Source organism: Ottowia flava (assembly GCF_008017535.1).
GTDB lineage: Bacteria > Pseudomonadota > Gammaproteobacteria > Burkholderiales > Burkholderiaceae_C > Ottowia > Ottowia flava.
In genome coordinates this window covers 1-23,148 of the sequence record NZ_VRUA01000026.1, presented here as the reverse complement: position 1 = coordinate 23,148, position 23,148 = coordinate 1, and the positions used below count along the sequence as shown (strand labels likewise).

The 23,148-nt window shown below is 67.2% G+C and carries 21 protein-coding genes; 5 read left to right on the top strand and 16 right to left on the bottom strand.

From position 1 onward, the window contains the following. Window positions 1-13: 13 nt before the first annotated feature. Genes FVQ98_RS17920 through FVQ98_RS17910 form a run of 3 tightly spaced genes read right to left on the bottom strand, consistent with a single transcriptional unit; the run spans window position 14 to window position 2,528 of the window. Window positions 14-772 (bottom strand): enoyl-CoA hydratase/isomerase family protein, encoded by a 759-nt coding sequence (locus FVQ98_RS17920; RefSeq protein WP_255507844.1) that lies wholly within the window; start codon window positions 770-772, stop codon window positions 14-16. Continuing rightward, a complete protein-coding gene (locus FVQ98_RS17915; protein WP_147914822.1) occupies window positions 769-1,365 on the bottom strand; it encodes a cysteine dioxygenase family protein in 597 nt (198 codons plus the stop codon). Before FVQ98_RS17915 ends, FVQ98_RS17920 begins: the two co-directional genes overlap by 4 nt. Further along, window positions 1,365-2,528 carry a CaiB/BaiF CoA transferase family protein gene (locus FVQ98_RS17910; protein ID WP_147914821.1) on the bottom strand — a complete coding sequence of 388 codons (1,164 nt, stop codon included), beginning with the start codon at window positions 2,526-2,528 and terminating at the stop codon, window positions 1,365-1,367. The genes FVQ98_RS17915 and FVQ98_RS17910 overlap by 1 nt, the downstream gene beginning before the upstream one ends. A 292-nt stretch (window positions 2,529-2,820) precedes the next feature. Here FVQ98_RS17910 and FVQ98_RS17905 point away from each other — a divergent pair, with 292 nt between their 5' ends. Next, complete coding sequence (locus FVQ98_RS17905; protein WP_147914820.1) at window positions 2,821-3,585, top strand: IclR family transcriptional regulator; 765 nt, start codon at window positions 2,821-2,823, stop codon at window positions 3,583-3,585. Window positions 3,586-3,595: 10 nt separating this feature from the next. Here FVQ98_RS17905 and moeA read toward each other — a convergent pair whose 3' ends face one another. From moeA to moaA, 5 genes are all read right to left on the bottom strand, one after another. Beyond that, window positions 3,596-4,963 carry a molybdopterin molybdotransferase MoeA gene (moeA, locus tag FVQ98_RS17900; protein WP_147914819.1) on the bottom strand — a complete coding sequence of 456 codons (1,368 nt, stop codon included), beginning with the start codon at window positions 4,961-4,963 and terminating at the stop codon, window positions 3,596-3,598. Between the two features lie 97 nt (window positions 4,964-5,060). After that, a complete protein-coding gene (locus FVQ98_RS17895) occupies window positions 5,061-5,585 on the bottom strand; it encodes a GNAT family N-acetyltransferase (protein ID WP_147914818.1) in 525 nt (174 codons plus the stop codon). A 24-nt stretch (window positions 5,586-5,609) separates the two neighbouring features. Next, window positions 5,610-6,275, bottom strand: a complete 666-nt coding sequence (gene mobA, locus FVQ98_RS17890; RefSeq protein WP_147914817.1) for a molybdenum cofactor guanylyltransferase MobA — start codon at window positions 6,273-6,275, stop codon at window positions 5,610-5,612. A 131-nt stretch (window positions 6,276-6,406) separates the two neighbouring features. After that, on the bottom strand, window positions 6,407-7,165 hold the full coding sequence (locus FVQ98_RS17885; RefSeq protein WP_187265795.1) for an META and DUF4377 domain-containing protein: 759 nt from the start codon (window positions 7,163-7,165) through the stop codon (window positions 6,407-6,409). 277 nt (window positions 7,166-7,442) lie between these two features. Continuing rightward, window positions 7,443-8,579 carry a GTP 3',8-cyclase MoaA gene (gene moaA, locus FVQ98_RS17880; RefSeq protein ID WP_147914815.1) on the bottom strand — a complete coding sequence of 379 codons (1,137 nt, stop codon included), beginning with the start codon at window positions 8,577-8,579 and terminating at the stop codon, window positions 7,443-7,445. A gap of 222 nt (window positions 8,580-8,801) precedes the next feature. Here moaA and FVQ98_RS17875 point away from each other — a divergent pair, with 222 nt between their 5' ends. Continuing rightward, a complete protein-coding gene (locus FVQ98_RS17875; protein WP_255507843.1) occupies window positions 8,802-9,350 on the top strand; it encodes a TlpA family protein disulfide reductase in 549 nt (182 codons plus the stop codon). A 99-nt stretch (window positions 9,351-9,449) separates the two neighbouring features. Here the strand turns inward: FVQ98_RS17875 and FVQ98_RS17870 are convergent, their stop codons facing one another. After that, complete coding sequence (locus tag FVQ98_RS17870) at window positions 9,450-10,214, bottom strand: SDR family oxidoreductase (RefSeq protein WP_147914814.1); 765 nt, start codon at window positions 10,212-10,214, stop codon at window positions 9,450-9,452. A gap of 154 nt (window positions 10,215-10,368) precedes the next feature. Between FVQ98_RS17870 and FVQ98_RS17865 the strand changes: the two genes are divergently transcribed. Further along, window positions 10,369-11,055: a DUF937 domain-containing protein gene (locus FVQ98_RS17865; protein WP_147914813.1), complete on the top strand. Its 687-nt coding sequence runs from the start codon at window positions 10,369-10,371 to the stop codon at window positions 11,053-11,055. Window positions 11,056-11,112: 57 nt separating this feature from the next. Beyond that, on the top strand, window positions 11,113-11,625 hold the full coding sequence (locus FVQ98_RS17860) for an acyl-CoA thioesterase (RefSeq protein WP_147914812.1): 513 nt from the start codon (window positions 11,113-11,115) through the stop codon (window positions 11,623-11,625). Between the two features lie 74 nt (window positions 11,626-11,699). Here the strand turns inward: FVQ98_RS17860 and FVQ98_RS17855 are convergent, their stop codons facing one another. The 6 genes from FVQ98_RS17855 to FVQ98_RS17830 all read right to left on the bottom strand — a co-directional run bounded on the left by FVQ98_RS17855 (window position 11,700) and on the right by FVQ98_RS17830 (window position 20,182). Beyond that, window positions 11,700-13,133, bottom strand: a complete 1,434-nt coding sequence (locus FVQ98_RS17855) for an aldehyde dehydrogenase family protein (protein WP_147914811.1) — start codon at window positions 13,131-13,133, stop codon at window positions 11,700-11,702. Window positions 13,134-13,291: 158 nt separating this feature from the next. Continuing rightward, on the bottom strand, window positions 13,292-13,822 hold the full coding sequence (locus FVQ98_RS17850; RefSeq protein ID WP_147914810.1) for an Mpo1 family 2-hydroxy fatty acid dioxygenase: 531 nt from the start codon (window positions 13,820-13,822) through the stop codon (window positions 13,292-13,294). A gap of 116 nt (window positions 13,823-13,938) precedes the next feature. Then, window positions 13,939-15,540 carry a tannase/feruloyl esterase family alpha/beta hydrolase gene (locus FVQ98_RS17845; RefSeq protein ID WP_147914809.1) on the bottom strand — a complete coding sequence of 534 codons (1,602 nt, stop codon included), beginning with the start codon at window positions 15,538-15,540 and terminating at the stop codon, window positions 13,939-13,941. A gap of 240 nt (window positions 15,541-15,780) precedes the next feature. Beyond that, entirely contained in the window at window positions 15,781-16,572 is a 792-nt protein-coding gene (locus tag FVQ98_RS17840) for an alpha/beta hydrolase family protein (RefSeq protein WP_147914808.1), read from the bottom strand. Between the two features lie 44 nt (window positions 16,573-16,616). After that, window positions 16,617-17,381 carry a class I SAM-dependent methyltransferase gene (locus FVQ98_RS17835; RefSeq protein ID WP_147914807.1) on the bottom strand — a complete coding sequence of 255 codons (765 nt, stop codon included), beginning with the start codon at window positions 17,379-17,381 and terminating at the stop codon, window positions 16,617-16,619. Window positions 17,382-17,701: 320 nt separating this feature from the next. Then, window positions 17,702-20,182: a sodium-translocating pyrophosphatase gene (locus tag FVQ98_RS17830; RefSeq protein ID WP_147914806.1), complete on the bottom strand. Its 2,481-nt coding sequence runs from the start codon at window positions 20,180-20,182 to the stop codon at window positions 17,702-17,704. 245 nt (window positions 20,183-20,427) lie between these two features. Between FVQ98_RS17830 and ppa the strand changes: the two genes are divergently transcribed. Then, window positions 20,428-20,955, top strand: coding sequence for an inorganic diphosphatase (gene ppa, locus FVQ98_RS17825; RefSeq protein ID WP_147914805.1), 528 nt, complete (start codon window positions 20,428-20,430; stop codon window positions 20,953-20,955). Between the two features lie 340 nt (window positions 20,956-21,295). Here the strand turns inward: ppa and FVQ98_RS17820 are convergent, their stop codons facing one another. Beyond that, window positions 21,296-22,714 (bottom strand): IPTL-CTERM sorting domain-containing protein, encoded by a 1,419-nt coding sequence (locus FVQ98_RS17820; protein ID WP_147914804.1) that lies wholly within the window; start codon window positions 22,712-22,714, stop codon window positions 21,296-21,298. Between the last annotated feature and the right edge of the window lie 434 nt (window positions 22,715-23,148).

Genomic DNA, 23,148 nt, shown 5'->3' with positions numbered 1-23,148 from the left:
GGTGCTGACTCGGTCAACGCTTGCGTTGGGCGGCGCGGTAGGCGGCGATGCGGTCGCGCAGCCCGGGCCGAGCGGCCGAGCGGACGAGCCGAGCCAAGTCTTCAGCGTCGCCTGCTTCGCCGCGGGGGCGGCGTGTCGCATCGATCGCGGCGTGAATGGCGCGCTGGGTCGCTCCATCAAGCCGGCTGACGCGGGCAGTCAGCGCGGCTTGCTCGGCGACGAGTGCGCTGCTTTCAATCTGTCGAGTAGCCAGGCCGCTGACAAGAGCCGTCGCCCCGTCGACGACGGCACCGCCCTGAAGCCAACTCGCGGCCGAGGGCGCACCCACCAACGTTGCCAGGCGCGCCGTGCCGAGCACAAGGCCAAACGCGGCGCCGGGGAACGTGAAACTCGCATCGCCGACGATCCAGCGTTCTGTGCAGGCGGCGAACAGATCGGCGCCGGCGCCCGTCGTGCGCCCGTGGGCGAGCGCGAGCGTGGTGAACGGAGCGGCATGCACCGCCTGAAGCAGCAACTCGACACGCGTGAAGCGCGATAGCAGACTGTCGTCCGTCTCGTTGTCGAGGTCTGAGAGGTCGAAGCCCGTGCAGAAGTGTCGCCCTGCGCCAGAGATGACGAGCAGGCGCAGGTTGGCATCTTGCGAAGCCTTGTCCACCGCGTCGGTCAGGGCGGTCACCAGCGTGGACGAAAGCGCATTGCCCTTGTCCGCACGGTTCAGTTGGAGGTGCAGCACCGCGCCGTCGCGCGCGGCCACCAGGTCTGGGCCGCTCACGAGGCGACGCGTGCCCACAAATTGGGCGAGAGCGTGTTGGAGTAGCCAGAAACGAAGTCCTTGACTTCGCCGGTTTCCGGCACGTAAACGTGACGGGCGATCCGGCCGATGTTGCCCCCGTACAAGTGGATGCTGATCGACACGCGGTCGGCATGCGCATTGCGCACGAGATGGATGTCGCCCAGGGTGGGCGATACGGTGTCCAGGTCACCGGGGCGAAGCGTGACCTCAGGGCCAGCAGGCACGAAGCGACCATCGGCCGCACGGTCAAACGCCTGCGCGCACTCGCTGCCGCGCAGCATGCCGATGATTCCCCACACGGTGTGGTCGTGCACCGGTGTCTGCTGGCCGGGGCCCCACACAAAGCTGACCAGCGAAAAGCGGTCGAGCGGATCGCCGTACAGCAGGTGCTGCTGATAGAACTGCGGGTGGGGCTGCGCCATGGCTTCGGGCAGCCAGTCGTCGTGGGCGACCAGCGCCTTCATCAACGGTTCAGCGCCTTGCAGCAGACGTGCTTCGTCGGCGGGTCCTGCTTCAACCAGGCGCGTCATCGCCGCGACGAATTCCAGCAAACGGTTTTCCTGCACGCCCATCACATTTCCTTGACCGCGAACTGCTGGCGAACCTCGTCCGTGTGCTGCCCCAAGGCAGGCGGCGGGCGGCGAATGCTAAACCCCGTGCCGTTCAGCCGCACGGGCGAAGCGAAGGTCTCTGTTTTCTCACCGTTCGGCAAATCCAGTGTCTGCACCCAGCCCATATGCGCCGTCTGAGGGTCGGCAAGCGCGGCGGCGTAGTCGTTGATGCGTGCGTGTGGAACGCCCGCGTCGTTGAAGGCTTGGATCCAGTGGTCAACGGGCTGGCGCGTGAAGACGACCTCAAGAATCTCCTTGAGGTCCGCCTGGTTGCGTGCCCGATCGGTCGTGTTGATGAAGCGCTCGTCTTCCGCCAACTCCGGCATGCCCACCACGTCCAGCACCGACAACCAGAGTTTGTGGTTGCCTGCGGCGATGGCGAAATAGCCGTCTTGCGCATGGAACGCCTGGTACGGCGCGTTCCGGGGGTGGGCCGAACCGAGCTTGACGGGGCTGCGCCCATTGCCAAAGTACTCGCTGGTCTGCAGCGCAGCGATGCCCAGCGTGCAGCCGAACATCGGAATGTCGATGTGCGCCCCGTGCCCGCCCGAGCGCACGTGCACGAGCATGGATGCGACCGAATAGGCGGCGTATAGGCCCGATGCGAAGTCGGAGAGCGGCACGCCGCACTTCACGGGTGCGCCGTCAGGCTCACCTGTGACGCTCATCACGCCGGCTGCTGCCTGGATGGTCAGATCGAAGCCGCCCTCGGCCGAGCGTGGACCGGTCTGACCGTACGCCGAGATCGAGCAGAAAATCAGCGAAGGCTTCTCCGCCGACATTGCTGAGTAGCCCAAGCCCAGGCGGTCCATCACGCCGGGGCGGTTGTTCTCGACCACCACGTCGGCCTCAAGAATCAGCTGCCGCGCCAGAGCGACATCGCTCGCGTCCTTCAGGTTGAGAACGACAGAGCGCTTGTTCCGGTTGAGCGACGCGAAGTTCTCGCTGTAGCCCTGGTTCAGCGGTGGCCACTGCCGCAAGCCATCGCCCGTTGGCGGCTCCACTTTCACGACGTCGGCGCCCATGTCCGACAACAGCATCGTTGAAAACGGACCGGAGGCCGTCGAGCAGAACTCGACGACGCGCACGCCAGCCAGGGGGAGTATCGAAGAGGAGGAGGTCATGACTGAGCGGGTAGGGTCGTTCAGGGTGGGGCACCCTGAAAGATGTCGAGAGGATGCTAGAAGGTTCTGAAATAGAAAACAAATATTCCGATATGCAGAAATTGGCCTATGTTTGACTGATGAATCCAGTTCAGAAAGTGTTGTGAAATCCGTCAAAGCACCTCAGCGACTTGATCGTTTTCTTGAATTTTTATTCCGTATATCAGAACTTATGTATTGTGAATGGCAACTTGGCTCTCGGGGGTCGGCTCGGTCCGCCTCCAGACGCTGAAGGCACAATCTCCAGCGCACCATGAACAACACCCTCATCAAAGGCTTGGCCATCATTGAGTTGCTCGCGCACAGCGAGCGGCCGCTGGGGCTGACCGACATTGCCAACGAGTTGCAGTTGGTCAAGAGCAACGTGCACCGCCTGCTGGGTGCGTTGGTCGAGGCGCGCTTCATCGTGCGCGATCCGCAGTCGGGCCGTTACACCGCGGCCATCAAGCTGTGGGAACTGGGCTCTGCCGTGCTCGCCAAGCTGGATCTTCGGGTCCACGCCGAGCAGATCATGGACGACCTGCTTGATCGCACGCGCGAGACGGTGCACCTGTCGGTGCTCGACGGCGACGAGGTGGTCTATGTCCACAAGCTCGACAGCCCCAACCCGGTGCGTGCGTACTCACAGATCGGAGGCCGTGCGCGTGCCTACTGCGTGGCCACGGGCAAGGCCATGCTCGCGTTTCAGTCCGATCCAGCTCTCGAGCGGCTCTCGCAGCGCTTGGACGCGCGCACGCCGCTGACGCTGGTCGATCCTGGGCGTTTTTTGCAGGAAATGACGCGTGTGCGCTCGCAGGGCTACGCCATCAACAAGGGTGAATGGAACGAAAACGTCTACGGCATCGCCTCTCCGGTCCGCGACGCCAGTGGGCGCGTCGTGGCGGCGCTTGGACTGTCGGGTCCGCGTGAGCGCTTCAAGGCCACACAGATGCGCACGTTTGCCCCGTTGATCGTGTCGGCCGCGCAGCAGATCTCAGAGCGGCTGGGCGCGCGCGAAAGGCTGCCGGTGTGGCGCTGAAGCGCGCCTTTTAGATCGCGCCGTCGAACATCATCACTTCGACCAGATCGCCTGCCGCCACGTTGCCCTGGGCATGGCCCAGCACAATCAGGCCGTTGGCCTGCACCATCGACGACAGCACGCCCGAGCCCTGGTTGCCAGTGGTCCGCACCGTCAGGCGCCCATCGGCATCGCGCGCAACGATGCCCCGTTGGTACTCGGTGCGGCCGGGCTTTTTGCGGATCGGCTCGGCGCTGGCGGCGCGCAGGTACACCGTTGGCTGGGGGCGCGCGCCCATCAGGCGCAGCAAGGCCGGGCGCACGAAGGCGAGGAAGGTGACCATCACCGCCACCGGGTTCCCGGGCAGGCCGAACAGCACGGCGTTGCTATCTTTCGGGTAGCTGGCCGCGCAATCTGCAGTAGGGCCGGAGGCCGATTTTGCTGAAATAGACAGTTCTGCAGCGGCACCATTTGTCAGGCGCGAACGCGGGATGCGCCCCACCGCCATCGGGCGACCCGGCCGCATGGCGATGCGCCAGAAGACCACGTCGCCCAGCTGGCGCATCATGGCCTTGGTGTGGTCGGCTTCACCGACGCTGACCCCGCCGCTGGTGATCACGGCGTCGGCGCGCGCGGCGGCCTGGCGGAAGGCCGCTTCAAGCTGCGCCGGGTCGTCCGGGACGACGCCGAGATCGATCACCTCGCAGCCCAGTCGCGTGAGCAGGCCGAACACGGTGTAGCGGTTGCTGTCGTACACCGCGCCCTCGCGCGGCGCCTCGCCCAGACTCAGGATTTCGTCGCCGGTGGAAAAGTACGCCACGCGCACGCGCCGTAGCACGTGCACGGATTCGATGCCCAAACTGGCCACCAAGCCAAGCGCAGCGGGCGCGAGCAGCTCGCCTTTTTGAAGTGCCGCCTGGCCCGCCATGAGGTCTTCGCCCAGATGGCGACGGTTGTCACCGAGCCGAACCACGTTGGCCGGGATCTCCACCGCGTCGCCATCGACGCGCGCGAATTCCTGCGGCACCACCGTGTCGAGCCCTTCCGGCATGACGGCACCCGTCATGATCTTCACGCACTCGCCGGGGCCGACCTCACCGCGCCAGGCCGCGCCGGCCAGGGCCGTGCCGACGACGCGCAACGTCAGCGGCTGACCCGGCGCCAGTTGCGTGCCCCGGAAGGCGAAGCCGTCCATCGCCGAGTTGTCGTGCGGCGGCACACTGATGGGCGAGACGATGTCCTCGGCCAGCACGCGGCCCAGCGCCTGCATGAGCGGTAGGCGCTCGACATCGGTCACCGGCTCGACCAGCTCCGCCAGGAACGCATTCACGGTGTCGGCGGGCAGGGCCTTGGGGTCGTAGCCCTGCAGTTCGGCGGCGATCTGTTCAATCGATTTCATGCGTCAAGAGCGCGCCGCCGTGCGCGGGCGCCAGAAGAGCCATTTGAGGAGAACGGGGCTGAAAAGGCCTACCAGCGGGCGTAGCCAGCTAGCTTGTTCATAGCGTTTTGACCATCAAGGCCTTGTCGTGGTACACGCCATCCACCTGCACCGCACGCGGCAGCAGGCCGTAGCGCTGAAAGCCCGCCGCTTCGTATAAGTGCACGGCAGCCTGGTTGCTGGCGGTGACGCTCAGCACCACGTGTTCGATGCCCGGCAGTTGGCGCACGAGCACACCAAACTCCTTGAGCAAGGCCTTGCCCAGGCCGCGACCGCGCGCGTCCGGCGTGATGATCATCCCGACGAGTTCGGCCCGGTGGCGCTCCTTCAGGCGCGATTCGCGCTGGCAGACCACCGCACCGAGCATGCTGCCGTCTGCGGCGAAGGCGCCCAGGATGAAATGGTCGTCCGGCGGGCGGCCCAGCCGCGTGGCGTAGGTGGCCGGGGGCAGGGCGGTGGCGCTGTCGAAGTCGGAGGTGAAGGCCTCGGGGTCGGACTTCAGGCCCGCGTCGCGCAGCGTCTTGTAGGCGGGCAGGTCGGCATCGCTCAGAAGGCGGATCACGGGCGTATCGGCGGTGGCCATGGCAAGACTCCGGTCAAAGGGGGTTCAGGGCGCAGCACCTTCCAGGCGACGCAGTTCGTCCAGCGTGTTGGCGTTGGCGAACGCGAGCGGGTCGTCGTCGGGGGTGTCGAAAGGCACAATCACCTGCCGGTGCTGCGCCGTCCACGCATCGATCTTGCGGCCGCCGCCATGGGTGAAGCGCACCAGGCTTTCCAGCAGCTCGGCGCGCAGCAGGCAGAACACCGGCTGCGTGCGCACGCGCGTGTGTCCGGCGTCGTCGGCCTCGGGCGCGGCGGCCATGGCGATATCAGCGTTTTCCGCTTGCAGGGCGTACGCAAGCCGCTCGCAAAGCGATAGCGGAAAATGGGGGACGTCGCACGGCAGCGTCAGCAGGTAGGGCGTCTCACAGCGCTCAAGCCCGGTGAGAAACCCCGCCAGCGGGCCGGCGAAGTCGGGCAGGGCATCGGGCCAGACCGAGACGCCGAACGATTCGTACGCGGCCAGGTTGCGGTTCGCGTTGATCAGCACCTCGCCGGGCGGCAGGCTTTGCTGCTGAAGGCGCAGCAACGCGTGCAGAGCCAGAGGCGTGCCGTGAAAATTCTGCAGGCCCTTGTCGACGCCGCCCATGCGGCTGCCACGGCCGCCCGCGAGCAGCAGGGCGGTGATTTGGTCGGGCGGAATGGTGGAAGGGGCGTCGGCAAGGGTGCTCATGCACTGGTTATACCCGCTGAGCCACTCGCCTTCGGACAAGCATGGCTCCTCGCGCGAGGGCGCTGGTTCCAATCTCGCGAAGGACCGTCAGCGCGAGGACATGCGCGGGCGTGCTGTCAGAGCAAATTCACTTAGCGCGCGGTGCGCGTTTCCACCACCATGTCCAGCACATAGGCGTGGCTTGGTGCATCGGCGGGGATTTGCCCGTTCACCGCGCGTGAATAGCGGTTGACGCGCAGGATGTTGCGCACGCCGGGGCGGTGCTCGTAGCCTTCGATGCTGCCCTGAAAGATGCGCCAGGGGCCGGTCGAGGTTTTGACGCCTTGCGTGTTGTAGTGCACGTCGCGCACGCGCAGACACTTGGCGTTGCGCATCAGCGGGTGATTGCAGGCCACCTTTCTGGGTGCGACTTCCAGGAACATGCGCTCGCCGGCCGAGCCGTAACGGGTCTCTGGCGTTGCCGCGCCGGCCAATTCCCACTGGCTGCCATCGGCAAAGCGCAGCGTGAGTCGTGGGGCATCAACCCCCCCTGCGCCCGGCCTGATCTCTGCCGACTCGGCGGTCGGCAACTGCTGCGACACGCGCTGCTCAAGCGCCATCAGGCCCGGCTCAGGGCATGCACGCATCGTGGCCATGCCACGGCTGATGCGCAACTGCGTGCCGTTGACTTCGTAACCGGCACCCACCACATTGCACAGGTTTTGCGCGGCCACGCGACCTTCCTTGAAGGACAGGCGCAGCGGCGGGCGGTCGGTGACCCGCCAGTGGGCGTCGTTCTGGCCTCGGGCATCGCGCACCCCGGTCAGCTCCCATTCGTAGGCGGTCAGCTGGCGTGCCAAATCGGCGGCCTGTGCGGCCGGTGCGATCGAGGACGATGGCGGTTGATTCATGGGCGGTGGGTTCGTCGATTGCGTGGCGGGCTGCGCACAGGCGGCCAGCATGGCTACCGCGGCCACTGCGGGGCCAACACGTGCAATCAGGCCCAGGGCAGAGGGCATTGCCGATCCATCGAAAGAGGTCGGCGGAACGGCGGGGCGGAACAGCTTCATAAAACGATCTTCATCAGAGCGCTGCGCCAAGGCAGCAGACCGCTCACCCTAACGCACTCACATGACATTGGCTGTCCGATAAAGTCGCTTCTTTCGAGGGCGCTCGCCGCGGACGCCCTCAGCCGCCGATATAGCTCATTTCGACCCGCTTGGGGCCGCCTGCGCCAGTGTCGGGCGGCAGGCTGGCGCGCAGCTCGCTGTAGCGGTCGCTGCGGCCTTGCCAGATGGCGGCCAGCGCGCCGTCCAGCGCCGCATCGTCGGCGCCGCCACGCAGCAGCGCGCGCAAATCGTAGCCCTGGCTGGCGAACAGGCACAGGAACAGCTTGCCGTCCATCGACAAACGCGCGCGGTTGCAGTCGCCGCAAAAGGCGTGCGTCACGCTGCTGATGAAGCCCACTTCGCCCAGCGCCGGGTCGTGCCGCCCATCGGCGCCGGCGTAGCCCCAGCGCTGCGCCGTCTCGCCGGTCTGGCTGGCTTGCAGCGGCACCAGGGCGAATTCGCTTTGCAGCAGCGCCAGCACCTCGTCTGATGGCAGCACTTCGTCCATGCGCCAGCCGTTGGTGGCGCCCACGTCCATGAATTCGATGAAGCGCAGCACGATGCCGCTGCCACGGAAATGCCGCGCCATGGGCAGGATCTGCGCCTCGTTGGTGCCGCGCTTGACCACCATGTTGACCTTGATCGGCCCCAGCCCCGCGGCGCGCGCCGCTTCGATGCCGGCCAGCACGCTGGCGACGGGGAAGTCCACGTCGTTCATCTCGCGGAACACGGCGTCGTCCAGCCCGTCCAGGCTGACGGTCACGCGGCGCAGGCCGGCGGCCTTCAGTGCCTCGGCCTTGCGCGCCAGCAGGCTGCCGTTGGTGGTCAGCGTGATGTCCAGCGGCTCGCCCTGCGGCGTGCGCAGCGCGGCCAGTTGGGCGACCAGCGTTTCGATGCCCTTGCGCAGCAGCGGCTCGCCGCCCGTCAGCCGCAGCTTGTGCACGCCGTGCGCCACAAAGCGTTCGGCCAAGCGCGTGATTTCCTCGAACGACAGCAGCGCGCTGTGTGGCAGGTAGGTGTAAGTCTTTTCGAACACCTCTTTCGGCATGCAGTAGCTGCAGCGGAAGTTGCAGCGGTCCGTCACGCTGATGCGCAGGTCGCGCAATGGCCGACCGCGCGCGTCCAGCAGCGTGCCGGTGGGTGCGGTTGTCGCAGCCGATGGCACCGCCAGCGTTGCCGTGCGGAGATCGACCAAGGGAATGACGCGTTCGCCCATGGAGTAATTATCCCCCGCACGGCGCACCTGTGCAGGCGGGTGCATAGGTGACCGCGCGGCGCGGTGCGACTTCGGATTGCTTTTAAAACGATAGCTGGCTGCGCAGTCTGTATCAGGGCTGGCGCCCGAAAATGCTTGAAAATCGCATCGTGACCGCGTGCAAGGCTTGGGCGCCTCAAGCGACCGTCAGCGCACCCCGTCGCACGCCGCTACGATGGCGGCATGCCCGACAACGACCGCACCCGGCCCGAAATGGGCACCCCAATGCCCCTCACCCGGCGCACGCTCTTGACCGCGTTGCCGATCGGCTTGGCGCCCGCCTGGGCCGCCGCGCAGAAAGCTGCGCCGCAGCCGCTGCCCGCGGTCGGCACGGCGCTGCCGCTGGCCCCCGCTCCGCTGATCGGCGGTGGCCGCTTTGACCCGGCGCAGGCGCAAGGCAAGCCCGTCATCCTGTATTGGTGGGCCAGCTGGTGTCCGTTCTGCGCGCAGCAAAGCCCCGAGATGCAAAAGCTCTGGGCAGCACAAAGCGGGCGCGGGCTGCAGATGCTGGCGCTGTCGATCGACAAGAAGCCCGAAGACGCCGCCGCCTACCTGGCGCGCAAGGGCTACACCTTTCCCGCGGTGTGGCTCAGCCCTGAACTGACAAAGGTTTACCCAAAGCCCGATGGCCTGCCCGTCACCGTGGTGCGCGGCAAGGACGGGCGCGTGGTGCAGGCGGAAAAAGGGCAGTTGTTTGCCGAAGACGTGGCGGAACTGGCACGCTGGGTGTGATGCACCGGTAGTACGATAGCTATGAATTGAATAGCTGGCAGCGCAATACTGTCCAGGGTCAGGGCCCAATTTCTCTCAAAAACCCAGGCGCCGCGTGCGTTATACGCAGCGCGCCCCGTCCACCTCGATACACACGCCGCTGATGAACGCCGCCTCGTCGCTGGCAAGGTACAGCGCGGCGTTGGCGACGTCCAGCGCGGTGGAAAAGCGCCCCAGGGGGATGGTGGCGCGGAATTTGGCCTTGCGTTCTTCGTCCACCGGGCCGCCGGCGAATTCGGCGGACAGGCCGGTGTCGGGGTTGAACACCGGGTTGATGCAGTTGACGCGGATGTTGTCGGGGCCCAATTCGGCTGCCATCGACTTGCTGGTGACGATCACCGCCGCCTTGCTGCCGTTGTACCAGGTCAGCCCAGGGCGCGGGCGCACGCCGGCGGTGGAGGCGATGTTGATGAAGCCGCCGCCACCGGCCTGGCGCATGGCCGGCACGCCGTGGATGGCGCTCCAGTAAATGCTTTTCATGTTGACGTCGTAGACCTTGTCAAACTCGACCTCGCTCACTTCCAGCATCGGGCGGTTGCGGTGCGTCCAGCCGGCGTTGTTGACGATGGCGTCGAGCTTGCCGCCGCCAAAGGCCTGCGCGGCCTGCACCAGCGTGGCCCAGTCGGCGCCCTTGGTCACGTCGGCGTGCACGAAGCGCGCCTGGCCGCCGGCGGCGTTGATCTCGCCCGCCACCTTCTCGCCCAGCGCGGCCTGCAGGTCGTTGACGATGACGCGCGCGCCTTCGGCCGCCAGCCGCCGTGCAATGCCTTCGCCGATGCCGCCGCCGGCGCCGGTGACGATGATGGACTTGTCTGCGACGCGCATGCGGGGGCTCTCCATGGCAAAAATCGGACAGGGGTGTGAACTAGCCCGCAGTGTAGCCAGCAGATGGGTAGCCCCCATGTCGCTCAGACGGCAAACGGACTACCATGGCCGCCTTGATTTCTTCCCACTGTTTTGGCAAAGGCCCGCACACACCATGAACGCTTCCCTCGTCGACGATTTGATGCGCCAACTGCAGGGCGCGCCCACCGGCCAGATTGCCCAGCAGCTGGGCACCGACCCCAACACCGCTGCCAGCGCCATTGAAGCGGCATTGCCGATGCTGATGGGCGCGCTGGGCCGCAACGCCCAGCAACCGGGCGGCGCGGCCGACCTGCTCGGCGCGCTGCAGCGCGACCACGGTGGCGGCGGTGGCGCCATGGACCTGGGTGGTCTGCTGGGCGGCCTGCTCGGCGGCGGCGGTGGCAGCGCCGGTGCGATGGGTGGCCTGGGCGGTCTGCTGGGCAGCGTGCTGGGCGGTGGCGCGCCGGCCAGCCGTCAGATGGACGCCGGTGGCATCCTCGGCCACATCTTCGGTGGCCAGCAATCGCGCGCCGAAAGCGGCCTGGGCCAGGTCACGGGCATGAACAGCGGCCAGGCCGGCAATCTGCTGAAGATCCTGGCGCCCATCGTCATGGCCTTTCTGGCCAAGCAGGTCATGGCGCGCGGCGTGGACGCGGGCGGCCTGGGCAGCATGCTGGGCCAGGAGCGCGCGCAGATGCAGCAACGCGGTGGCCTGGGCGGCGGTCTGATGAACGCCGTGCTCGACCAGGACGGCGACGGTGACGTCGACCTGGCCGATCTGCTGAAGATGGGTGGCGGCCTGCTGGGCGGGCGCCGCTGATCGCGTGCTGCCACACCCGCCCGGTTCGCCGGGCTTTTTTTTGATGGGATGCACCCCATGAGCCCCGACCCAGCCAGCGAAGACGCCCAGCACCAGCTCAGCATGACGGTGCTGATGACGCCCGACATGGCCAATTTTTCCGGCAACGTGCACGGCGGCTCCATCCTCAAACTGCTCGACCAGGTCGCCTACGCCTGCGCCAGCCGCTACGCCGGGCGCTACGTGGTCACGCTGTCGGTCGACCAGGTCACCTTCCTGCAGCCGATCCACGTGGGCGAGCTGGTCACCTTTCTGGCCAGCATCAACTACACCGGCCGCACCTCGATGGAAATCGGCGTCAAGGTCGTGACCGAAAACATCCGCAAGCGCGTCGTGCGCCACGCCAACAGCTGCTTCTTCACCATGGTGGCCGTGGGCGACGACGGCAAGCCCGCCGAAGTGCCGCCCTGGTTGCCACAAACCCCGATCCAACGCCGACGCCACCACGCGGCCGAGTTGCGGCGCAGCTTGCGGCGCGAACTGGTCGCGCGATTTGATGAGGCGCGAACCGCGTTCCCAGGCAGCGATTGATGCCAAATTTTCAAGGCAAATCGGGCTGCAGCGCTACGTGGATCTGCGCGGCCAGCTACCAATAACGGAGCGTTTCAGCCGTGCTTGAACGCCACCGTCTTCAGCACGGTGAAGCCGTACAGCGCCTCAAAGCCTTTTTCGCGCCCGTAGCCGCTGGACTTGTAGCCGCCAAAGGGCAACTCCACGCCACCGCCGGCGCCGTAGTTGTTGATGAAGACCTGGCCGGCCTTCACGCGTTTGGCCATGCGGAACTGGCGCGCGCCGTCCTGCGTCCACACGCCGGCGACCAGGCCGAACGGCGTGGCGTTGGCCAGGGCCACCGCGTGGTCTTCGTCGTCGAAGGGCATCGCCGCCAGCACCGGGCCGAACACCTCTTCCTGCGCCACGCGGTGGCGCACCGGCACGTCGGCCAGCAGCACCGGCGCCTGGTAGAACCCGGTCTCGGGCGCTTCGTCGACGATCTGGCCCTGTGCGACCACCGGGATGTGCGACGACTGCGCGTCCGACAGGAAATCCCACACGCGCTGCTGCTGGCTCTGGCGAATCAGCGGGCCGATGTCCAGGTCCATCGCCGCGGGGCCCACGCGCAGCGCTTCGAAGGCCTGTCCCAGACGGCCGAGCAACTGGTCGTAGATGCTCCGCTCGATCAGCACGCGCGAGCCGGCCGAGCAGGTCTGGCCGCCGTTCTGCACGATGGCGTTGACGATGACGGGGATGGCGGCGTCCAGGTCGGCGTCGGCAAACACGATCTGCGGGCTTTTGCCGCCCAGTTCGAGCGTGACCGGGCAATGCCGTTCAGCCGCGACCTGCTGGATCAGCGTGCCAACCTTGGGGCTGCCGGTGAAGCTGATGTGGTCGATGCCCGGGTGGCGCGCCAGCGCGTCGCCCACTTCGTGGCCGTAGCCGGTGACGATGTTGATGGCGCCGGGCGGAAAGCCGACCTCGGCCGCCAGCTGCGCCACGCGGATCAGGCTCAGGCAGGCGTCTTCGGCCGGTTTGACGACGCAGCAGTTGCCCGCCGCCAGCGCGCCGCCCACGCTGCGCCCGAAGATCTGCATCGGGTAGTTCCAGGGGATGACGTGGCCGGTGACGCCATGTGGCTCGCGCCAGGTCAGCACGCTGTAGCCGTTCTGGTAGGGCAGGGTTTCGCCATGGAACTTGTCGCAGGCGCCGGCGTAGAACTCGAAGTAGCGCACCAGCGCGGTCGCGTCGGCGCGCGCCTGTTTGGTGGGTTTGCCGCAGTCGCGCTGCTCCAGCGCCGCGAGCTCGTCCACGTGCTGTTCGACCTTGGCGGCCAGCGCCAGCAGCAGGCGCCCGCGCTCGGCCGCCGACAGCTGGCCCCACGGCCCGTCAAAGGCGCTGCGCGCGGCGCGCACGGCGGCGTCGATGTCGCGTTCGTCGCTGCGCTGGATCTCGTCAAAGACCTGGCCGTCCGACGGGTCGATCACCGGCAGGGTGCGCCCGCTGGCGGACGCGACGGATTCGTTGGCGATGAAGTTCAGTTGCATCCGCGCATTGTTGCGCAGATCGGGCGGCGGGCACCGTCCAACGGGTATGCGCCAGCGAGTATCAGAAATTCAGGAAGAAATCGGGCAACAGCCCTACAACCACCTGCGCAGGCAGCTATTCAAAAGATAGTTATCCGGCCCGCCCCTGGGCACCGCCATCAGTGCGTGCCCAGCGCCTGGCGCCCGCTGCGCAACGGGCCGGCGCGCTGCTCGATCGCCGCGTGCAGCGCGCGCCGCCCGCCCAGGGCAAAGACGATCTCGGCCACCACGAACAACGGGCCGATGACCAGGCCGACCAGGTCGTCCACAAACGCCGGCTTGCGCCCCTCCCAGATGTGGCCGACGAACTGGATCACCCAACCGAGCACGAACAGGCCGATGCCGCTCCACAGCCACAGCGCCGCGGTCTGCGCCGCCAGCGGCCAGGCCAGCGCCAGGCCGGCGGCCATCAGCAGCGCCATCAGCACGCCCAGCGGCCGGTCCAGCCACAGGTAGTAGGCGCAGGTCAGCGCCGTGACCAGCAGCGCGGGCGTGACCGGCACACCCGCCACGTCGCCCAGCAGCGGGCGCGACAGCAGCACCTGCACGGCCAGCACGATCATCGGGATGCCGACAAAGTGCGTGGCGATGTTGCGCCGGTCGCGGTGGTAGGCGGCGTACTGGGCCAGTTGGTCGGTCAGGGTGCGCATGGGATGGGCTCCTGCAAGAAAGGGCGCTGCCACTGCGCGAGCGGGGGCGGGCGCGGCGACTGTTCGGCGCTTTATAGCGCTGCGCCGCGCGGGCTACAAGCGGGTTGGTGCGGGGCTCAAGGAGCGTTGTCGACGCAGCGGTAGCTGGCCGCCAAATTCACATCGCCGCTGCCGCTGTACTGTGGGTAGGCCGTGTACGGGCACACGGGCAGGGTGCGCGCGGGCGAGGCTTTGGGCAGGTTGACGGTCAGCTGCGCGGGGGCCTGGCCTTTTTCGACCCAGGCGGTGATGGCGCCGGCCCAGTCCACCACGGTGAGCGGGTTGCCGCCGGCATGCGAGGTGCCCGGCACGATGAACATGCGGCTGTTGTCAGCCGGGTTCTTCAGCCCGGCCTGCTGCGCCAGCGCGTGCATGGCTTCAACGTTATGGACGTGGTCGCGCCAAGACAGCAGGTTGTCGGCGCCGTCGTGCCAGTGCAGCAGCTTCTTGCCCGACGCGATGTAGGCCGCGATGGCGGGCTTGTGGTGGTCGGCGCCGATGGCGTTGAGGCTCGCGGCGGTCAAGGCGTAGTCGGACGCCACGGTGTAGCTGGCCTGCTTGGCGGGCGAGGTGACCCACGCGCTGTCGCCCGTGGCCAGCGCCATGAAGCCGCCGCCCAGGCGGCCGTAGGTGGGCGCAGACCAGTTGGCCCAGCCATAGCCGGTGTAAACCTTTTCGCCCGACGGGCCCTTCATGTCGCCCAGCAGGTCCTGCACGGTTTGCAGCTGCGCCGGGCTCAGGCAGACCGATGGGTCGGCGCTGGCGCCTGCGGCGCCGCAGGCCTGGCTGGCCACGTCGAAGTGGCAGGCGGCGGCGTTGTTGATGATGCCGTCCTGCACGCCGTCCAGCCCGTCGCAGGCGGCCAGAGCGGCCTGGTAGGTGGCCGTCCACTGCGCCTGGCTTGGCATCGCTGGCGTGCCGACGCGGCGCGCCATGTCCATCCACGCGGCGGTCTGGCCAGCCATGTCCATGCCTTCGCAACCGGACACGATGCCGTCGTAACGGTCGGGCCAGCGTTCGGCCGCGATGTAGGCGTTGCGGCCGCCGTTGGAGCAGCCGTTGAAGTAGCTGTACTTGGGCGACTGCGCGAAGAACTTCGACACCACGGCGCGCGCCACTTGCTGCGTGGTGTCCAGCGATGCGTAGGCGAAGTCCTTGGCGCTTTGCGCGCCTTCGGGCGTACCGTTGACGAACACCAGCGGGCCGGCCTGGTCAGGGACCATGCTGCGGTTGCCGCCGTTGGACGCGGCGTAGACCGCGCCGTACTTCTGCACCGCGAGGTTCAGCGCAGTCAGGTGGCCAGCGGCGTCCAGCGTCAAGGCAGAGGGAATGCTGCCGTCAAACCCGCCGCCGCCCTGTTGCCACAGCCGGCCGGACCAGCCGTCGGGCACCACCACTTCCATGTCCAGGTACGGCGCGCGCGTGGCCAGCACCTGGCACAAGCCCGGCGTGCCCAGTGCGGCATCGGCGTCGTACCACTTGGTGGCCGTGACCTTGGCGTCCGACAAGGCCTGACCCGGCAGCGCCAGGCAGGCGGCCTTGACCTGGTTGACGGGCGGCTGCGGCGTGTCGTCGTCGTTGCCACCGCCGCAAGCGGCCAGCGAGAGGGCGATGGCGAAGCCGGCCATGCCAAGCGCGATCGGGGTGGGCTGAAAGTAAGCGGGGACCTGTCTTGTCATGGGCGTGGGGAGTGGGTGGGGATGGGCCAACCGTGTGGCTGGAAAAGATACGCCGACCGGTCGGTCGGTGAATAAATTCTGAGCCACCGAAACAATTCCGTCATGCTGGGGTATTCCCAGGTCGGCGCGGGACGGGCGCGCGTGGACCAGCCCGTGGCCGAGGGAAGGGGACCTGTGTTGGCGCGGCGGCGCAGGCGTACGCAGGGGCCGCGTCAGCCCGGCGCGCTCAGCCGAAAGGATTCACCAGGCCCGCAGGTCCAGAAACCTGTCCCACAGGCGTCGCCAGGGCGCCCAGGCGTGGCCGCCGTCGGTGACCAGCACTTGCGCGGGCGGCAAGGTGGCGGCGATCAGGCGGTTGCTGGCGACGAAGCGGTCGTCGTCGCCGTAGCCGATCCACAGCGGCGGGCGCTGCGGGCCGGGGCTGAGGGCGCGCTCGCGCAGCCAGCGCCACAGGGCCAGGTCGTGCGCGTCGGCGCCGTCCAACTGGCCGTCCCACGTGCGCAGGCCACCGGCTTGGCCGATGGCCGCGGGCAGGTCGCGCCGGCCGAGGAAGGCGGCCATGACGAAGGCACCGTCGATCAGGTCGGCATGTTCGCGCGTGAACAGCAGCGAGCCGTAGCCGCCCAGCGAGATGCCGACCAGCCAGATGCGCGCGTAGCCTTGTTCGCGCGCCGGGCGCACCACCTCGTTCAGCAGGCGGTCAACGATTTGCTGCGACGTGTAGTAACCGGTGTGCGCGTCCAGCAGCAGCAGGTCGACGGGCAGCTGGCGTTCGCGCACGGCGACGACGAAGCCTTCGCGAATGAAGTCCTGCGGCGTGTCGTAGGCGCCGGGCAGCAGCACCAGCAGCGTGCGCGCGCGCGCGCCGGGCTGGGCCAGGTCAAGCACGCGGTCCATGCGGTCCTGCACAGGGCGGATGGGGGGTACGCAGCCGGCCAGCGGCAGCAGCACCAGCGCACCGGTCGCCAGCCAAGCGCGGCGCGTGGCCAGGCCGGGCGCCGGGGGCAATGGGGCAGCGTTTGTGGGGCGCATCGGGCAGCAGATGACAGTGCCGGGGGTTGCGCGCCGCGCCGCCCTCAGCCCGGCTTGCGGGCACGGTACTCGGAGAAGGTGCCCAGCTCGACATGCCGGTTGGCGTCGGCCAGACCGGCGGCCTTGAGGGTCTCCAGAATGCGCTGCGGCGGCGCGCAGGCTTCGATGCTGTCCCAGTAATAGCGCCAGATTTTGGGCGTGTGGGTGGCCGAACGCGACAGCCACGCGGCCAGCGGCACCCAGCCGCGCATGTAGCCCTTGAGCAGCGCCGTGCCGACCGCGCCTTCGGGCTTGGTGATTTCCAGAATGCACAGGCGCCCGCCGGGTTTGAGCACGCGGTGGAATTCGCGGAAGGCCGCGCTCAAGTCACCGATGTGGCGCAGCGCGTAACCCATGCTGATGAAGTCGGCGCAGGCGTCGGGCAGCGGAATGCTTTCGGCCTTGCCTTCGACCTGTTTGACTTTGCCGGCCAGCGGGCTGGCGCCCATCATCGCCGGGCTCGGGTCCACGCCGGTCAGCAGGGCCGGGTTGCCGATGATGGCGATCGCCTCCTTGGCCACGAGGCCGGTGCCAAAGCCCACGTCCACCACCTGCATGCCGGGCGCCAGGCCCGCGCGCTTGAGCGCCTGGCGCCGGTACCAGGGGCCGGTGCCCAGGGCCAGCAGGCGCTCGACCTTGTCGTAGTCGGTGGCCGTCGAATCGAAGATCTCGCGCAGGAAGCCGGCGCGTTCGGCTTCGGTCCGGTAGTACTCGGAAATCGGCTGGTGCGGTTCGTGCACCGGCTGGGGGGCCTGGTTCGGTGGGGTCATGCGCAAAGGGCCGGGTCGGCGACAGACGGAAGAAGAGGGCGACCGGGCGTTGTACCACGCAAGGCCGCAGCCGGAGCATACGCGGCGCCGGGCCGTCTGGCGGCGCGCGATGCATAGGTGCCGTGACGGGCGGCGCGACGGTGTGCACTTTGCCCGGGCGTCCGCTGTGCCGTGTGCAGTGAATTTCAAGCCTTTTCGCGCGCTGGCCTTACAGCCAATTGCGCGGACAGCTTCTTTTTATGTAGCAAGTCGCAGGACAACGCTGCTCAAGAAATAGGGCAGCGCGTGGCTGCCCTGGGTTCAAAGGCGGGGTGACCGGGTCAGCGCAGCGTCACCTCCACACGCCGCGCCTGCGCGCCGCTGCCGGCCTGGATGTCGGCGGGCTTGGCCAGCTCGATCTGGTCGTCGGCCACGCCCAGGCTTTTCAGCAGGTCGCGCACGGCGAAGGCGCGTTGCTTGGCGATGGCTTCGTTCGCGGCGGCGCTGCCGGTGCTGTCGACGTAGCCGCTGACGACCGCCTTGCGCCCGGCCTTCACGCCGTCCACGATGACCTGCAGCGCGCGCGCACTGTCGGGGTGCGGGTTGGCCTTGCTGGTGGCGAAGTAAAAGCGCACCACCTCGCCCTCAACCTGCACCGAATCGGCGTCCGGCTGGGCGCCTGCAGCGCCGATCATGGTGGCGCCCGCTGCGGGCGCGGTCACGGCCGCCGGTGTGACGGTCGGTGCCTCGGTCACCGCGCCGGGGTGGAACTTGACCACCAGCGGCACGATGAGCAGCGCCACGATGTTGATGATCTTGATCAGCGGGTTGACAGCGGGGCCGGCCGTGTCCTTGTAGGGGTCGCCCACGGTGTCGCCGGTGACGGCGGCCTTGTGCGCGTCGCTGCCCTTGCCACCGTGGTGGCCGTCTTCGATGTACTTCTTGGCGTTGTCCCACGCGCCGCCGCCCGTGCACATCGAAATGGCGACGAACAGGCCGGTAACGATGGTGCCCATCAGCAGGCCACCCAGCGCCTTCGGCCCCAGCAGCAGGCCGACCAGGATCGGCACCACCACCGGCAGCAGCGACGGGATCATCATTTCCTTGATGGCGGCGCCCGTCAGCATGTCGACCGCGCGGCCGTACTCGGGCTTGGCCTCGCCGGTCATGATGCCCTTGATCTCGCGGAACTGGCGGCGCACCTCTTCGACCACGCTGCCGGCGGCGCGGCCCACCGCCTCCATTGCCATGGCGCCGAACAGGTAGGGGATCAGCCCGCCGATGAACAGGCCAACGATGACCATTGGGTCGCTCAAGTCAAAACTGACCTTGGCGCCAAACACGTCCAGCTTGTGCGTGTAGTCGGCAAACAGCACCAGCGCCGCCAGCCCGGCTGAGCCGATGGCGTAGCCCTTGGTCACCGCCTTGGTGGTGTTGCCCACCGCGTCCAGCGGGTCGGTGATGTCGCGCACGCTGGGGGGCAATTCGGCCATCTCGGCGATGCCGCCGGCGTTGTCGGTGATGGGGCCGTAAGCGTCCAGCGCCACCACGATGCCGGCCATGCTCAGCATCGACATGGCGGCCACGGCCACGCCGTACAGCCCGCCCAGCCAGTACGCGGCGATGATGGCCACACAGACGAACAGCACCGGCCAAGCCGTGGACTTCATGCTGACGCCGATGCCGGCAATGATGTTGGTCGCGTGGCCGGTGGTGCTGGCCTGCGCCACGTGCTGCACGGGCTTGTACTGCGTGCCGGTGTAGTACTCGGTAATCCACACCAGCGCCGCCGTCAGCACCAGGCCGACCACGCAGGCGCCAAACAAGCGCATCACGCTGCCGCTGGCGGCGATGGCGTTGTCCGGGATGATCCAGGCGGTGACGAAGTAAAACGCGATCAGCGACAGCACGCCCGCAATCGCCAAGCCCTTGTACAGCGCCGGCATCACGTTCTTCATGCCCGCGCTGGCTTTGACGAAGAAGGTGCCGACGATGGACGCCACGATGCTCACCGCGCCCAGCGCCAGCGGGTACATCACCGCCTGCATCTGCCCGCCCGTCACCATCAGCGCGCCCAGCACCATGGTGGCGATCAGCGTCACGGCGTAGGTTTCAAACAGGTCGGCCGCCATGCCGGCGCAGTCGCCCACGTTGTCACCCACGTTGTCGGCGATCACCGCCGGGTTGCGCGGGTCGTCCTCGGGGATGCCGGCTTCGACCTTGCCCACCAGGTCGGCACCTACATCGGCGCCCTTGGTGAAGATGCCGCCGCCCAGGCGCGCAAAGATCGAGATCAGCGACGAGCCGAAGGCAAAGCCGATCAGCGGGTTCAGCAGCGTGGCCAGCGGCGTGGTCGTGCCGTCGGCGCGCCCCAGCAGGAACCAGGTGAACGCCGCCACGCCCAGCAGGCCCAGGCCCACCACCAGCATGCCGGTGATGGCGCCGCCGCGAAAGGCTACGTCCAGCGCCGGCCCGATGCCGCGCGTGGCCGCCTGCGCCGTGCGCACGTTGGCCCGCACCGACACGTTCATGCCGATGAAGCCACATGCGCCCGACAGCACCGCGCCGACGACAAAGCCGACCGCCGTGGTCACGTCGATCGCCAGCGCGATCAGGATGGCCAGCACCACGCCCACGATGGCAATGGCCTTGTACTGGCGCGCCAGGTAAGCCGCTGCGCCGGTCTGGATGGCGGCGGCGATCTCCTGCATGCGCGGGTTGCCCGCGTCCTGCGAAAGAATCCAGCCGCGCGCCCAGAAGCCGTAGGCCACGGCGATCAGCCCGCACACAAGCGCCAATATCAGCGCCGAATGTCCTGTCATGGGGAGTCTCCTCACTCAAAGCGGTTGCGCTTGTGGAGGAGCACGGGCATTGGCCTTGATGGGGGGCAACGCAACCGGTCTCCTCCGCTGCGTTGCTTCCTCGCACCCGCGCGGGGCTGTCGATTGGCCAACATGACGAATTTAGCCCGAAAACGTGACAATTCGGCGGCCCGCAAGGGGCGCGAAAGTAAAATCAGGGTTAATCCCGAGTTCCCGTTCCACCTACCCACAACCGAAAACAACGCATGTCCCTGCACAACGTGACCCCCGGCAAGAAGGCCCCCGAAGAATTCAACGTGGTCATCGAGATCCCGATGAACGCCGACCCGATCAAGTACGAAGTGGACAAGGAATCGGGCGCGATCTTCGTCGACCGCTTCATGACCACCGCCATGTACTACCCGACCAACTACGGCTACGTGCCGCGGACCCTGTCGGGCGACGGCGACCCGGTGGACGTGCTTGTCATCACCCCTTACCCGCTGGTGCCGGGCGTGGTCGTCACCTGCCGCGCACTGGGCATCCTCAAGATGGAAGACGAAGCCGGCGTCGACGGCAAGGTCCTCGCCGTGCCCACTGACAAGATCCTGCCCATCTACAGCCACTGGAAGAAGGTCGACGACGTCAACCCGATGCGCCTGAAGGCCATCAGCCACTTCTTCGAGCACTACAAGGATCTCGAAGCCGGCAAGTGGGTCAAGGTGCTAGGCTGGGAAGGCGTCGAAGCCGCCCACAAGGAAATCACCGACGGCGTGGCCAACTACAAGGGTTGATCATCAAAGTGGCCGTCAGCGTTACAGCAATAAGCGCTGTCGGCTATCTATTCGATAGCATTTGAGTCATTCTAAGGAGCTCTCGCGCTCCCCGGAAAGCCCCGCAGTGCGGGGCTTTTTGCCGCGTAACCACCGCGCGCATGGCCGCAGTCACTGCCGACCTCTTTGGGAAAGTCGACACAACGATGCGGCGGAACTGAAGCTCAATATTCCTCGCTCACACAAGATCAGCTTGCGCAGGCAGCTTCCGATTCGATAGCAATTTGGCAGAGCCGCATCGTCTTCGCCCACGAAAGAAGCCCCGCCGCAGCGGGGTTTGCCGATACAGCCGAGTTGGCGATCAGTTTTGCCGACGCAGCCGCCGCGCGCCCAGCCCGGCCGCGCCCAGGCCCAGCAGCATCAGCGCCCATTCGTTCAGCGTGGGCACGGGCACGCCGAAGCTTGCCGCCACTGTCGTGGCCGCCGACACGTTGGTCAGGGTGCAGGTGTTGGTCATGCCAACGCGGGTGCAGCCAGTGAAGCCGGTCAGCTCGAAGCCGGGCGCGGGCGTCGCGGTGCAGGTGGCGTTGCCGCCGAAGGCGACCGGGTTGGGTGTGCAGCTCAGCGTACCGTTGGTGGGCGACGTGATGGCGATGGTGACGGGCGCGCGCGCAAACGCGGCGGAAACCGTGGCCGGCGCGGTGACGTTGGTCCGCGTACAGGTGTTGGTCGAGCCGTTGCGCGTGCAGCCGGTGAACGCGGTCAGCTCATACGTGGCATCGGGCACCGCCGTGCAGGTCGTGCTCGAGCCATGCGGCACCGGATTGGGCGTGCAACTCAGCGTACCGTTGGTGGGCGGTGTCGCGGTGACGGGATAGGTCACCAGCGCGAACGCAGCCGAGATCGTCGCTGGCGCCAGGACGTTGGTCAGCGTGCAGGTGTTGGTGGTGCCCACGCGGGTGCAGCCGGTAAAGCCTGTCAGCACGTAGTTGGCGGCCGGGGTGGCAGTGCAGGTGATGGTCTCGCCAATCGACACCGGGTTGGGCGTGCACGTCAAAGTGCCGTTGGTCGGCGGCGTGACGGCGATCGTCACTTGCGAGGGCAGCAAGGTGTAGCGCAGGTTGTCGAGGACGACGTTGTCACCCTCCCAACCGGCGTCGTAACCGGGGTGCAAAGTGCCACCGCTGCGTGCGATGGTCACGCGATCCACGTTGCTGAGTGCGCTCAGGTCGACCAGGGTGGGCCCCGTCGCCAAGGGGGTATGGACGACAGTCCCGACGGTCGTCGCGCCGCGGTAGCCTGTCCAGGTGACCGTCATGCCGTCCCTCCAGGCAGAGGTAGCCATCACACTGGTCAGCGAGAAACGCTCGCCGGGGCGGCTTATTTCGCCTGTCATGCCGACGAAGGGCGTGGCAACGTGTGAATTCGAGGTGGTTCCCACGCCATAGCCGCTGGCGCGGATGGCAGAGTAGGCCGGCCCGTTCGTGCAGATCATGTTGGTGTAGGTCAGGCCGCCTGCCGCATCGACGAGGGGGGCTGAGTCGGTGCCTCCGGTGCCGCAGTTCAGCGTGTCAAAGCCGGCGTTGACGGCCAACTGTGCTGCCGCCGGCGCGGCCATACCCAGCGTGACACCGGTCCACAGGGCCAGGGCACGGGCGACGACCCAAGTGCGCGATCGGGAGCGGCGACGCGGGGCCGGCGCAGCGGACATAGCGCAAGGCGTGGAAGGCGAGTGGATCGATGGGCCAACGCTGGGCGTGGTGAAGTGCGAAACGGTCATCACGTGGTCAATAATTAGTTGGAAATAGCTATAAAAACCTATCTAATTTTATAAAAAGAAATCTTAAGTACTCTTGATATGACGCAAGACCGCACAGAATTAGTCATTAAGAGCATTGGTTGTGTGGTATTTCGTGACTTTTTTCTCGCCTGGCTGGCAGCCGCGTCGTGTTACGCCACGCCAGAACCTGCGGCCAAGGCGGAGCACCGCGCCAGATCAGGGCGGCACGTTGGGTATGACGAGTCAGAAAACGAGGGGTGGGGTGCAGGCTGTGCTGACCCTGACGCATGAAAAACCCCGCCGAAGCGGGGTGTGTTCAGGTTGGGCAGCAGGCTCGCCTGCGCAACCGCCACGCACCTAACTGTAGTTTCTCAACACGTTGTTCCCGTCGAATGCGAGTCGCGTGATGGGAGGCAGGTGTTCGGTGGCTGAGT